This is a genomic window from Pelagicoccus sp. SDUM812003, assembly GCF_031127815.1.
In the GTDB taxonomy this organism is placed as follows: Bacteria; Verrucomicrobiota; Verrucomicrobiia; order Opitutales; family Opitutaceae; genus Pelagicoccus.
In genome coordinates, this window is record NZ_JARXHY010000009.1 from 64,985 (window position 1) to 78,503 (window position 13,519).

General features: G+C 58.0%; 9 protein-coding genes. 5 read left to right on the forward strand and 4 right to left on the reverse strand.

Going from position 1 to position 13,519, the window contains the following annotated elements; all coding sequences use genetic code 11:
- Positions 1-38: 38 nt before the first annotated feature.
- The 4 genes from QEH54_RS13475 (at position 39) to QEH54_RS13490 (ending at position 6,263) form a co-directional block, all read left to right on the forward strand.
- Positions 39-896 carry a hypothetical protein gene (locus QEH54_RS13475; RefSeq protein WP_309019211.1) on the forward strand — a complete coding sequence of 286 codons (858 nt, stop codon included), beginning with the start codon at positions 39-41 and terminating at the stop codon, positions 894-896.
- Positions 897-929: 33 nt separating this feature from the next.
- Positions 930-2,633: a hypothetical protein gene (locus QEH54_RS13480; RefSeq protein ID WP_309019212.1), complete on the forward strand. Its 1,704-nt coding sequence runs from the start codon at positions 930-932 to the stop codon at positions 2,631-2,633.
- 377 nt (positions 2,634-3,010) lie between these two features.
- Entirely contained in the window at positions 3,011-3,976 is a 966-nt protein-coding gene (locus tag QEH54_RS13485; RefSeq protein WP_309019213.1) for a hypothetical protein, read from the forward strand.
- 271 nt (positions 3,977-4,247) lie between these two features.
- Complete coding sequence (locus QEH54_RS13490) at positions 4,248-6,263, forward strand: family 43 glycosylhydrolase (protein ID WP_309019214.1); 2,016 nt, start codon at positions 4,248-4,250, stop codon at positions 6,261-6,263.
- 466 nt (positions 6,264-6,729) lie between these two features.
- Here QEH54_RS13490 and QEH54_RS13495 read toward each other — a convergent pair whose 3' ends face one another.
- Positions 6,730-9,189, reverse strand: a complete 2,460-nt coding sequence (locus QEH54_RS13495) for an ADOP family duplicated permease (protein ID WP_309019215.1) — start codon at positions 9,187-9,189, stop codon at positions 6,730-6,732.
- A gap of 142 nt (positions 9,190-9,331) precedes the next feature.
- On the opposite strand from QEH54_RS13495, the gene QEH54_RS13500 reads away from it, so the two are divergent.
- The gene (locus QEH54_RS13500) at positions 9,332-10,603 is read left to right on the forward strand and encodes a serine hydrolase domain-containing protein (protein WP_309019216.1); all 1,272 of its coding nucleotides are present in this window, start codon (positions 9,332-9,334) and stop codon (positions 10,601-10,603) included.
- A gap of 91 nt (positions 10,604-10,694) precedes the next feature.
- Here the strand turns inward: QEH54_RS13500 and QEH54_RS13505 are convergent, their stop codons facing one another.
- The 3 genes from QEH54_RS13505 to QEH54_RS13515 all read right to left on the reverse strand — a co-directional run bounded on the left by QEH54_RS13505 (position 10,695) and on the right by QEH54_RS13515 (position 13,476).
- Positions 10,695-11,378: an SDR family oxidoreductase gene (locus QEH54_RS13505; protein WP_309019217.1), complete on the reverse strand. Its 684-nt coding sequence runs from the start codon at positions 11,376-11,378 to the stop codon at positions 10,695-10,697.
- 338 nt (positions 11,379-11,716) lie between these two features.
- A complete protein-coding gene (locus tag QEH54_RS13510) occupies positions 11,717-12,046 on the reverse strand; it encodes a hypothetical protein (RefSeq protein ID WP_309019218.1) in 330 nt (109 codons plus the stop codon).
- A gap of 212 nt (positions 12,047-12,258) precedes the next feature.
- Positions 12,259-13,476 carry an FAD-dependent oxidoreductase gene (locus tag QEH54_RS13515; RefSeq protein WP_309019219.1) on the reverse strand — a complete coding sequence of 406 codons (1,218 nt, stop codon included), beginning with the start codon at positions 13,474-13,476 and terminating at the stop codon, positions 12,259-12,261.
- Positions 13,477-13,519: the final 43 nt, after the last annotated feature.

The window sequence follows — 13,519 nt, forward strand, 5'->3', positions numbered from 1 at the left end:
AAACGCTAAGGTGCCAGGACGCTCCATCCTGCCACCCCATGATTGAACTCCCCTTTTTCAAAGCGCTCCTGACGCTTGCCTGCTGCCTCGCTCTTTCTCCACTCGCCCTATGCCAAGAGGCGGAACCGCTCTGGACGCTGAAAACCGACGTACGCGGACCGGAAACCATCCTCTACGACGCCAAGCGCGATCTGCTGCTCGTTTCCAACTTCGACCTCAGCACCCCAAACGAAGAGCTGGGGACAGATTTCATCACCTGCCTAGAGCTCGAGGGACGCATCGCCGAACTGAAATGGCTCGACGGACTATCCTCGCCCCTTGGCATGGAGATCTTTCAAGACAAGCTCTACATCGCAGAACGCTGGGGTATCCATGTGGTGGATATAGAAACGAAAACCACCGTCGATAAGATCCCCACACCGGACGCAGTCTTTCTCAACGACCTCAGCCTCACAGCCGACGGGGTAATCTTCGCTACCGATCCAGGCGCCGACAGCATCTACCGCATCGAAGGTCAGACCCTGCAACTCTGGTCGCACGGCGACGCGCTGCCAGGGGTCAACGGCATCATGGCCGATGGCGACTCTCTGCTCGTAGGCACCTCAGCCGACTCCTCCCTCAAACGCATCGATCTCGCGAGCAAGCAGATTTCCACCATCGCTCGCTTCGAGTCCGGTATCGTCGACGGCATCCAAAAAGCGGATACTGGATTCCTCATCTCGCTCTACCACGGAGAACTGTATCACGTTTCCGAAAACTCGCCCCCGCAGCGCCTTCTCGACACGCGGGCAGAACAGGTCAACTGCGCCAACTTCCTCTACATCACCTCCCAAGACCTGCTCGTGGTGCCTGAGCTTCGCAACAACTCCATCACCGCCTACCGACTAGCGAAATAGTCTAAAACCACCCCTAACCTCCAACAAGATTCCATGCGCCTAACACTCCAACGCCTTCTCACCTGCCTATGCTCAGCCACCTTCATCGCCGCCGTCTGCAATGCAGATGTAGTTGAGATGACAGTACACGCCGACAAGCCAGTCGGCACCCTGCGTCCGATCTGGAACTATTTCGGAGCGGACGAAGCCGGCACCGTTCTCACCCCTGAAGGCCAGCATCTGCTAGGCGAGCTCAACAAGTTGAGCGACTCCGAACCCATCAGAATCCGAGTGCACCACCTGCTGACGAGCGGGGACGGCACGCTGGCTCTCAAATGGTCGAGCACCAATGTCTATACCGAAGACGAAGACGGAAACCCGATCTACGACTGGACCTTGATGGATGCCATCATGGATCAACTGACCCAACCCGGCATCGAGCCTTTCGTACAAGCCGCCTTCATGCCGCAAGACCTTTCCTCCCAGCCGGAACCCTACACGCCTAAGCTCACCCAGCGCGGACTCCCGAAGGACATGGTCTCCGGCGGCGCCTTCTACCCGCCCAAGGACTACCAAAAATGGCAAGGCCTTATCTCCGCCTGGGTACAGCATTCGGTGGATCGCTACGGTCGCGACGCGGTATCTAGCTGGCTATGGGAGCTTTGGAACGAACCGGAGTCCCCCTATTTCCGAGGCACTGTTGAAGAATACAACAAGATGTATGACCATTTCACCTACGCGGTCAAAGCGATCGTCCCGGACGCTCGCGTCGGCGGGCCGCACGTCACCGACCCAGGCTGGAAAAATGGCGATGTCTTTATGAAAGCCTTTCTAGAACACTGTCGTTCCGGCAAAAACGCGGTCACCGGAGAAACCGGAGCCCCGCTGGACTTCATAGCCTACCACGCCAAAGGCACCACCCGCATCGACGAGCAGGGACATGTGGAGATGCATCTTCGCAACCAGCTCCGCACCATAGAGACCTATAGCAAGATGATCGCCGGATTCCCGGAATTCGCCCACTTGCCGGTGTACCTCGGCGAGTCCGACCCCGAAGGCTGCGCCGGTTGTCCCGCCACTTTGGATCCGGAGCGCGACTATCGCCGCACTTCCCAATTCGCCTCCTACACCGCCGCCTCCTTTATGCGAAAGCAAAATCTCGCCGCCAGCTACGGCGGAAACCTTCAAGGCGCCGTCTCGTGGGCCTTCACCTTCCACGACCAGCCGTGGTTCAACGGACTGCGAGCCCTCACGACCAACGAAGTCGCTCTGCCTGTGCTCAACGCCTTCAAACTCTTCTCCCAGCTCGGCGAAACGCGCCTTCAAGCCAGTTCGTCAGGTATTCTGAAAACGGATACCATTATCGCCCATAGCGTGCGAGAAGAGCCCGACATCGGAGTGATCGCCACCCAAACAGATAAAGGGGCGCTGAATATTCTCATCTGGAACTACCACGATGTGGCAAAAGAGTTCGAAGAAGAAACGGAAGTCTCTCTCACCTTATCTGGCCTCTCCGAGGATGCTAGGCTCTCCGCTGCCACCATTACGCGAATCGACGAACACCACGCCAACGCCTACACGGTGTGGCGAGCCATGGGCGAACCCCAACCTCCCACCGACGAACAGATCGCTATTCTCCACGAAGCGGCAGAACTCACGCCGCAGCCCATCGATATTTCAAATACAAATAGCGGAAGTATCAAAATATTAACTACACTTCGACGCCATTCGGTCGCCCTTATCAGCATTCCCCAATAGACCGAGCGCCCTCCTGCCTCTGCCTATTGCGGAAATCTTCCCGCTCCGACCCGCTCTCGCTGGCAAAAATGGGGTAGCAGCGACAGCAGGCCCCACAAGCCGAACAGTCGCGCTGGCCTTCTCCTGCCTCGATCAAATCTCGGTCTCTGGACATTCGCTGCAGCTGGGGTAGGGACGGGCTTCAATCAAGATCTGCACCAGCCCTTTTCATCTGCTGTCATGCAGATACACTGCTTCTGCTAGCGCTATTTTTGCATTGTGATTTCCCCCTACGGAAGTAGATTCTTCCCAACCGGAGTATAGGTGACTGGAGCGTCGATTCTCTGCTCCGATCTCCCTCTCAATACGGCCCAACCTCAACTTTCAGACTTACCCCTATGAAAACGCCATTTCGCAACTCCCTCGCCTTGATCAGTCTGGCCTGCGCTACCTTTGGCGCCTCCCATCTATTTGCCGCCGAAAAAAGAGACAAACTCCCGCCTCGCACCACCGCCCATTCCACCTTGAGCGATTCCTACAAGCGCGAGCGACTGCCCAACGGACAGTGGAAGACCGAATACTACGCATTCGGCTTCGGAGAGATGATCGACCCCACTAGGGAGGACGACTCGCTCACCGCTCTGAGTCGCGAGGACATGGCTAGGATCATCGCCAGAGCCCTCCTCGAGGAAAATTACGTTCCCGCGGTCGATCCCAAGAAGACCGACCTCCTGATCATGATAAACTGGGGAAAAACGGTTCCCTACAGCAAGGGGTTGGTCACCGAATCGACCAAGGGGATCGCCGATGCCATCAATGAAATCGCCATGGTGAACTATGCGGTGATGGTCAGCGACGAAACAGGCGAGGGCGAGCTGACGGTCGAGCAAGAAGGCCAGCTCAACCAGATCGACGACAAGGTCTCCATCTCGCTACTCCAGCAGTCGCTCTCCGAATTTCGAACCCGCCGAGTGAACGAGCACAACGCGCGCTTGCTGGGCTACGCCCCGACCATGGCAGCCTTGTACCGATCGGACCCCCGAGTTGGGGCCCAGCGAGGCATTCTCGAAGATCTCGAGGACGAGATCGAATCAGAACGCTACTTCGTCATCCTGCAGGCCTTCGACTTCCAGGAGCTTTTGAAGAACAAAAAGAAGAACCTCTTGTGGGTCACTCGCTTCAGCATTCGGTCAAAGGGACGAAGCTTCGACGAGGAGCTCGCTGAAATGGCCCGTGCCGCTTCCGGCTCCTTCGGACAGAATTCCGGCAAGCTGCGCCGACGCTTGATGCCAGGCGATATCTCGATGGGCGAGATCGAAATGGTCGAGATGAACGAAGAGGATCTCCCCACGTCGTCAGAGTAGCAGGCTGTTCACTCGCCCTGAGTTAGAGCAAATAGCCAGAAGACCGCTCCAGCTTCACTAGCAGATACGATCCCACCAGGACACGATAGCGAAGATCCGTAACCAGTTCTTCACTACATGTTCGGTGGCCATATCCCCTGGATAGCTTATAGTCCACCTGCGTAGCGATCGTCGAGGCGCTTCACTGGCCGTTACGCTCTTGCGTCGACACGTCCCAGCTTTATCGTTCGACAGCGCTTCCACCCCAAAAAAAACGCCGCCCCGAACCGCCATGCTTCGCAAATCCCTATCCTGCGCACTTTTCGCCTGCGGCTTCACCCACTTCGCTCTGGCGGACTATCCCATCGCATCCCATCGCTATCTGGCGGACCCGTGCGTGCTGGTGCACGACGGCCGCGTCTATCTGTACTGCTCGAATGACGACGAGAACGTCGGAGCCCAAGATTACCTCATGAAATCGCTGGTCTGCATCTCGAGCGACGACTTGAAAAACTGGACCGACCACGGCCCGGTTTTTCGCGTGCCGGACGACGCCTCCTGGGCGAGCCGCTCCTGGGCTCCATCCATGAGCGAGCGCCATGGCAGGTTCTACCTCTATTTTGGCAACGGCGGCTCGGGCATCGGCGTCGCGGTGGGAGACTCTCCCATCGGTCCCTTCACCGACCCGCTGGGCGAACTGCTCATCAAGTGGTCAACCCCTGGCGCAGCCGGAGAAAACATGTGGCTGTTCGACCCCTACGTCTTCATCGACGACGATCAACAGGCCTACCTGTACTTTGGCGGAAATGGCGAAAGCAACGTGCGGATCATCAAGCTGAACGAAGACATGATCAGCCTCGACGGAGCCGCCCGGTCCATCACCGCCCCTGGTTTTTTCGAAGCGGCCTGGATGCACAAGCGAGACGGCATCTACTACTTTTCCTACTCAACCAATCCCTCCCACGGTCTACGCATCGACTACATGACCAGCGACAACCCTGTATCCGGTTTTGAATACGCAGGCGTCGTAGCCGACCAGCCACCGAGCAACAACAATAACAACCACGCCGGCATCTTCCAGTTCGCAGACAGCTGGTACCACGTCTACCACAATCGCTACGTAGCGAATCAGGCCGGCGATCCGCCTGGCTACTTGAGAAACCTCGGCATCGAACCGCTCGACTATCTGGAGGACGGCTCCATCCAGGAGATAAGCTACACCTTCGACCAGCTCGTTCAAGTGAAAGCCCTCGATCCCTATGGTCCCGTCCAAGGTGAAACCTTCGCCTCCCAAAGCGGCGCCGAGACTCAGTCCATCGGCGATGGCGCCATGGCCCTGAGCGACATGCAGGATGGAGACTGGATCGCCTTGCGGGGCGTCGACTTCGACACCGGAGCAGACGCGTTTCAGGTACGCGTAGCAGGGACCAGCGGCGGCTCGATAGAGCTTCGTCTCGATCAGATCGATGGTCCGTTGATCGGTAGCTGCACGGTCACCCCTCGCTCCAGCTTCGAGGACTGGGCGACGCAAAGCTGCTCCATCGATCCTGATCTCGCCTCGGGCCTACACGACCTCTACCTGATCTTCCAGAGCGACGACGATACCGCCCCATTCCTGCTGGACTGGTGGCAGTTTTCCCTCGCTCCGCTTCCACCCGACTCGCCTCAAGGCCTAAGCCTCGTCCCCATATCCAATTCTCAACTACAGCTCTCCTGGGCCGCCACTCCCGAAGCTGATAGCTACGACATCTTCCGCTCCGCCTCCGATCAAGGCCCTTTCGCAATCATAGCCAGCGAGCTCATCGCCACTGAATACCTCGACCAAGACCTCTCCGAAGGGATCGACTACCACTATAAGGTCGTAGCTCGAAACGAGGCCGGAACGAGCGACGAGTCCATCCTTGTCTCCGCCCAAACCGCTCCCAACTTCCAAGAATGGGTCCTCGAGCATTTCGGACCGGACGCGCCTGCGGAGGTCGCTTCCCCCGAGGCCGATCCCGATCTCGATGGCGCCGCCAACGTCTTCGAATACCTCGCAGGCAGCTCTCCCTTGCAAGCGAGTCCCCAGCAGCTCCGCCTAACTCGTCTCGACGAGACTTCCCTCGCTCTGAGCTTTCGAAAGTCCAAACACATCGCCTGGGTCCCTCTGCGCATCGAACTGTCCTCCGATCTTGTCAACTGGACCCGCTCCGACCTCACTCTACAAGCGAGCGCTCTGGACGAAGAATTCGTTACCCTCGAAAGCCAGATCCTGTTTCAGTCCGAACCGCTCTTCCTCCGCATCGAAGCTAATCCCATCGAGCCCTAAATCGCTCATGCCCCACATTGCGCTTCCCTGCCAAGTCAGCCCCTTCCAGCAGAGATCGACCGAACGGCGAAGGCGATACTACCTCGGATTTCAGACACGAAAAAACCCGCCCGAGATAGTCTCGGCGCGGGCTCTTCGATGAGCGACGAGTACCCCTACTCTTATGTCGCTCTCTTTGTATTATACCCCAAAATTCTGTTCCGAGCGGATCGTCTCGACCCTCGCTCGTTTCGGTCTTACCTTTCGGTTTTCCCGATGCCGCAGACTATAGCCGAAAACTCCCATATTTGGAAATACCTAGATCCACTAACGCCCATAGGGAAAACCTATACCTTAAGAGGCTCATCCGTAACCGACTATCCTTCTTTCCTTTACAAATTTTCCATTGGCTGAGGTTTTTGGTAAACCCATCCCAAAAAACTTTGTTTTCCCCTTTTGGCGATGCTGTTCGGGAGGGTTCATTTCACTAGCTTTCTCGCAAAACATCCGCCAATTCGACGCTGTTCACCCGCTTGGAAGGCATCCAAAGAGCCAGGATGGAGATCGCGACGATGCAAAGCGTCGGGACGAGAAAACTCATCACGTCGCCACGCACCTCGTCGATCATCTGCCGCACTAGGCCCACCAGCGCGTAGCCGAAGAGCAAGCCGATCACGATGCCCAAACCCGCCTGCAGCGCTCCTCGACGGAAGATCAGCACTGTCACCCGACTGCTGGGCGCCCCCAGCGATCGGCGAATGCCGTATTCCATGGTGCGCTGAACGACGGAAAACGACATCACCCCATAGATGCCGACGGATGCCAGTATCAGAGCGCCGATTCCGAAAAGCCCGAACATGTTGCGGAAGAAATACAGCCCGAACTGATTGTCCTTCACCGCCGTATCGACACGTTTGATACGATGAGGCGATAGGCTAGGATCGATCTCCAGCACGGCTCGACGGAACGGTTCCACCAAGGCGAGAGGATCGCTTTCGGCGTACAGGTAGACCGTCGGTGTCGAGAGCCAGGAACGCTGCCCCAGCGGCTGATAGAATCCCGCACGGCTCGCTTCGTCCTGAGCCCCAGGCCCCAGCATCTCCGTTTCGCCCACCACGCCGACCACCTCGAGCCATGGTCCTTCGTCGTCCCACGTATCGCGGATTCGCTTGCCGATAGGACTCTGGCCGGGCCAATAGGTGTCGGCCAGGAACTTGTTGACCACGATCACCCCGTCGTTGTTTCCCTCCTCCTGAGCTACGTCGAAGGCGGTGAAACCGCGTCCCTCGATGATCGAAATGCCCAGTCCTTCGAAATAGCTGTTGCTTACGATTTCGTTCCGCATGCGCGGAAAGTCTTCCCTGCGATCGTATTCCGTGCCCTCGATCTTCATCACGCTGTTCCAGTTGTACATCAGATCGTAGGCGCTGGAAAAACCGGCCGCCCGCACGCCGGGGATGGACTCCAAGCGCTGCCGCAGCTCCTCGTAGAAGGCCCACTTCTTCTGGTTGGTGTCATAGCGCTCGCCCGACAGATCGATGCGAGCGATCAGCATGCGCTCCGTGTCGTAAGGCGGACTGTATTGCTGGGCCGCCTGCACAGTCTTGACCATGGCCCCCGCCGCGATGAGCAGACCAAGCGAGAACGACATCTGCAGCACCACCAGCAGCTTGCTGATGCGACCGATGGCGATTCCGGACGAGGTGCGCGAGTTGTCCTTCAACACCTCGTTCACGTTGGTTCGCGACGCTCTCAGAGCTGGCAACACGCCAGCGAGCAAACTCGAAACCAGAGTCGCCACGAACAGCAAGCCGAGCTCCTTGAAATCGATGTTAACATTCATCCAGCTGGGCAGAGAAACGTTGTCGGAACTCATCACGAAATTCCAAACCGCCTTCGAAGTCACCTCGCCCACCGCCCAGCCGCCCAATCCACCCAAAATGGCGATGAACAATCCCTCCACTAACAGTTGCGCCACCAAGCGCTGCCGCCCCGCTCCGAGCGACGAGCGAATGGCCAGCTCCTTGGTGCGACCCAGCATTCGCGTCGAAAGGATGTTCGCCACGTTGGCGCAGGCGATCAGCAACACCAGCACGCTGCATAAGAGCATCACATCGAAGAGATTCCTGATGTTTTCAGGCAGATAGAGAGCCCCCAAGGGCTCGAAAAGCACGGTCGTAAATCCTGTATTTGTATCTGGATACAACTCCTGAAAGCGTTTCGCGAGACTGTTGAACTCCGCGTTGGCCTGGGCCAAGGAAACGTCATCGCGCAGCAGACCGACCACCAGATGCCCTTGCCCGACTCCGCGCGACTCGTCCTCCTGACGCTTGGATGGCACCCAGATTTGAGATTCGGAGACGAAATCGAATCCCTCCCGGGCGACGCCTAGAACGGTGTAGGCGCCGCCGTTCAGGGTGAGGCCCTTGCCCACGATATCTGGATCCGACTTCAGTTCGTTCTGCCAAAACGAATGACTGATCACCACCGAGCGCTCGATCTCCGCGCGGACGTCCTCGTTGCTGAAGAAGCGCCCCATCAGCGGCTTCGCGTTGAGAGCCTTGAAGAAGTCGGGCGTCACCTGATAGCCCGAAACGCGCTCCGGCTGGCCATCCAGCAACACGTTGAACGCGATGCCGCGTAGGGCTGACAGGTGGGCGAAACTGGTTTGCTCCGCCTCGAAATCCTCGAACACCACATAGCGCCAATTGGAAAACTGGTTTCCGTTTTTCCAAAGGTGCTCCGTAGCCGGATCCCAACGCATGGTCACCATCTGATCGATCTTTTCATAGTTCGGCGTGCCGCGAGCCACCCCGAAAATCATGGTCAGCATCAGGGTAACCAAACCCAGTCCGATCGCATAGGCCGCCACCGCGAAAAGCAGGGAGCCAGGCGATTTTTGGAACTGGCGAATGCCGACTTTGAAGTCGCTAAGATAGGTTTTCATAGGGATACGGAAAGTTGGGGTCGTCAGCCGAGATACCCCATTGCGAACAGAAAGGTTACATACTATGGTGAGAACCGCCAGGAGCTTGATCCCGCGACTCGCGTCCCTACGCTGCAAACGCTTAACCCCCACCCTCACGCTTATGCCCACCGTTCATCGTCTGATTCGTCTGCTCGCCAGCATCGCTGCCACCGCGAGCATCTCCCTCGCTCTCCACGCCAAGCCACTCGTAAACGCTCAACGCGTCGACGAAGCCCTTCGCAAGCTGGTAGACGACGAAGGGTTGGTTGGCGTCTCGGCGCTCGTTTTCGAAAAAGGACACGAAGCCTACTTCGGCGCCTACGGAATGGCAGATCGGGAAAACGGCCGCCCCATGCGGCGCGTTACCCTAGCCTACATCTATTCCATGACCAAGCCCATCACCGGCGTGGCCCTCATGCAGCTGCACGAACAAGGCAAATTCCGCCTCGACGACCCCATCGCCAAATTCGCCCCCGAATTCGCCAACCTAAAGGTGTATTCAGGAACGGACGACGATGGAAATCCGATTTTCGAAATACCCAATCGCGCCCCCACCATTCGCGACTTCACACGCCACACCGCTGGACTTAGCCGAGGCGAAACGCCGGGAGATCCGATAGAGCTGGCCTACAAGTCGGAGAACCCGATGGACCTCGATAATTCCCTCACGGAAATGGCCGAAAGATTGGGACGCGTGCCCCTCGCCTACCACCCGGGCGAGCGCTGGCTCTACGGCGACTCCGTCGACGTGCAGGCCTTCCTCGTGGAGCGACTTAGCGGTCAGCCCTTCGACGCGTACCTGCAAGAACACATTTTCGAGCCGCTAGGCATGGAGGAGACTGGCTACTATTTCGGCCCGGAATACGATGAACGACGCACCGTCATCTACGAACGGCAAGAGGATGGCAGCTTCGCGCCTGAGGATCCTCTTTTCATCGAGTACAACCAAGCGCCACGCGTCTTGAAACCCGGCGGCTGGGGGCTGATCTCCACCTTGGACGACTATATGCGCTTCGCCCGCATGCTGCTGAACCAAGGGGAAATGGACGGGGCTCGTATCTTAAATCCGGATACCATAAAGCTCATGGCGACCAACGCCCTGCCCGCCACCCTGACCGACAGCATCTGGCTTCCCTCAAAGGGGCAAGTCGGCTTCGGCATCGACTTCGCTACACGCATCGCATCGCCTGCCACCGCCGAAGAAAACTCGGGCGAAATCGGGGAGTTTTTCTGGGACGGTCGAGCCAGCACCTTGTTCTGGGTCGATCCGGAGAACCAGATCGCCGCCGTGCTCTTCGTGCAAATGATGCCCTTCAACACGATTGAGGTTCACAAGACCTTTCGCGACGCCATCTATTGGGACGACGAGACCGCCGCCGCCCCTCGCGAGTAAACGAGTCAAAGCAACTCGTAACAAGGTGGCGCGAGACCTCCGGGCACGCGCCCTCAACCCGATCATCCCATCACCAAAGAAGCTCCCGCCCTCAGGGCGCCGTCAGCTGCTTCCCGTTGCAGCTCGTATCCAATTTTTGGAGAAACGGTCCCGCTCGCTTCGCCCACGCCTTGGCATCGCCGTGGCTGCCCGCTTCCTCTCCAAAGCAGCTGCGCAGCATGTCCGTATCGATCACCCCGGGATTCAGCGCCGCCACCGCAAGCCCTGCCGGCAGTTCCTGAGCCATGGCCTGACTCAATCCTTCGATGGCCCACTTGCTGGCGCAGTAGGGAGCGACTTCAGGAGAAGTCGACCGCCCCCAACCTGAACTCAAGTTGACGATGATCCCCTGGCCGCGCTGCAGCATCATGGGCGTGAAATGCCGAATCGCGTTGGCCACACCTTTGATATTGACGTCGATCACCGCATCGAAATCCGCCGCTGGCACTTCCCAGAGCCGGGCGTTCGGATTGATGATGGCCGCGTTGTTGATCAGGAGATCGGGAGCGCCGAGCGCGGATTCGACTTCGGCGGCGAACATGGCAAAGGCTTTGTCGTTCACCACATCCAACACCTTGAAAAGCGTGTGGTCGCGCGGCGACTCCTCGCTCAGCTCCACGATGGCGTCGGCGCTGCGTCCGCATCCGCTGACCGACCAACCTTGCATGACGAACCAGTCCACCAAGGCCCGGCCCAATCCCTTCGTACATCCCGTTATGCAAACATGTTTCCCCATGCCACCACTATGCCACAGGATTCGCTTTCTTCCCAATGCCAAAGTCGACGGAACTGCAAAACGTTGCCTCCGAGCGCAAGGCGCGGGCTCGGCTGGCTCTTCGAACGACCCGGCGCATCACGTTCACTCGAAAACGCCTTAGCGTCGACGCCGCGAGGGCCCAACCCTTCTTCCGCGAGGGCGCTTTTCAAGCATCACGACGCTCACTTCCGCAGGTCGGCTTCGGTTTCCCTCCTCATCGACCACCACCAGGCGAAACCGATAGCGCCCTGGCTTCCTCAAGCCTTCCACCAGCAGACGCGGCGAACGCGTCTCAACCGGTTTCCCCACCTTCAGCTTCATGGCGTGTCGATCAAGGTCCACTCGTAGCTCTCGATGGCCCCTCCAATATCCGTGGATCGCGCCCCGCTTAAGATGATGTTCGCCCCGAAGCTTACCCGGCTTGGCGCATCGATGATCGCAGTCGGAGCATTGTCGTCGATCACCACGACATTGACCGTCGCGGGTTGCGAGCTGTTTCCCGATTCGTCGGATACGACGAGCTGAAAGCGATAGCTGCCCGGGGCCAAGGGATTCGAACTATCGACTTGGATGGTTAGCTGCGGGTCGGAAGAGCCGGCGACGATCGGCTGGCTTACGCTTAAATCGGAACTGTTGATGGTAGGCATAGGTCTTGAATGAACTCGGTTTTCAGGCGGATAGAACGGCTGCGACTATACGCCAAGAACGAGGAAAATTCGAGCGAGGCAGCGCATTTGTCGCCGCTTTCCCGTATCCTTTTTTCACCTACAAGAAGCATCGACCTACCGATTCCGAAGATCCCCACGCGGCGCCGGAAAAGCGTCTACGGATACAACTTACGCAGGTCTCTATCCGAGCCCTAGCCATTGCCGAGATGAAACCCTTTCATCGACCTGGCCAGAGCCTCGACCGCATCGTAGCTTTGCTTTGCGTCGACCGCGGTATCCGTCGATCCGTAGCGGCCGTTATCCGAAGAGCCGACCACCAGTCCATCCCTTCGCGGAATGACGTAGGCGTCCGGATTGGAAAACTGATACTGGATGCTCGGATCGGGTATGAGAAAGGTCAACTGACCACGAACCGACACCATCTTGTCGTCTTTGAAAAGCGTTTTAGCTCCCAGTCCGGTAGCGTTGATCAAGGTTTTCTCCGACAAGCTGGCGAGTTCGCTCACCTCATGAAACTCGCGCGTGACCAAAGTGCCGCCAAGAGCCCGAATCTCTCCTAAAAGAGTCGCCGTATAAGCGGAAATGTTGAAGATCATGCGAGAGCCCTTTTTCACATAAGGCTCAGCAAAGGGATGCTCCGAGGCCTCCAGATCCCGCGAGCGAGGAGTCAGGTCACGCACGTAGTCCTTGAAATGCCCGAAGCGCGGCCCCTCGTGATTGGCCTCCTGCTCCTCCTTCAATACATCCCAGGGCTTGTCCGAAACAGCGTAGGTATCGACCCATTCGATGGGATTGCCCGGAAGCCCCAGGTAGGTCTGGTACATGCCGAAGCTTGCTCGACAAGTCTTGCTCCACCATTGAGCGAAGGCTTCGCTACCGTGCTCTTCCAGACAGATTCGACTGTCTGGCGACCAAACGCCGGTTGCCACGCTTGAAGTGATGTTCGGATGACGATCCTTGCTGTAGATCGTCACCTTCTTGCCCGCACGCAAAAGCATCACCGCAGTGGTCATGCCCACCGCTCCGCAGCCGATCACAGCGAAGGAATCCGCCCCCGTCGCTAGCGCCTTTTCAGAAGCTTCGATCGCGGTTCCCCACGAAAGCGACCAGCCCGAACCTCCGTGTCCATAATTGTGAACGACCGTCTTTTTGCCGATGGTCTCAACGCTCAGGTTGGGACCCGTTTCACGAAACGGCCGCAGGCCCACCGTCTCCCGCACGACGCGATCCTGCGAGGCCCGGATCGGCACCAAGTCTTTAAAATTCGGATACGATGTGTGCTCTCGGGGATCCGGTCCGACTTTGGTCTTCTCGCCATTAGCGAGCGAGCGATTGGCGCCAAGCAGCGCAAGGGCGCCGGTGGCCCCTGCGAAGCGTAGAAAATCCCTGCGTTGAACGTTTCTAGACATCGCCGATCCTCAGCAGGTGATGTTCCATTTCGAGCCCATGCTC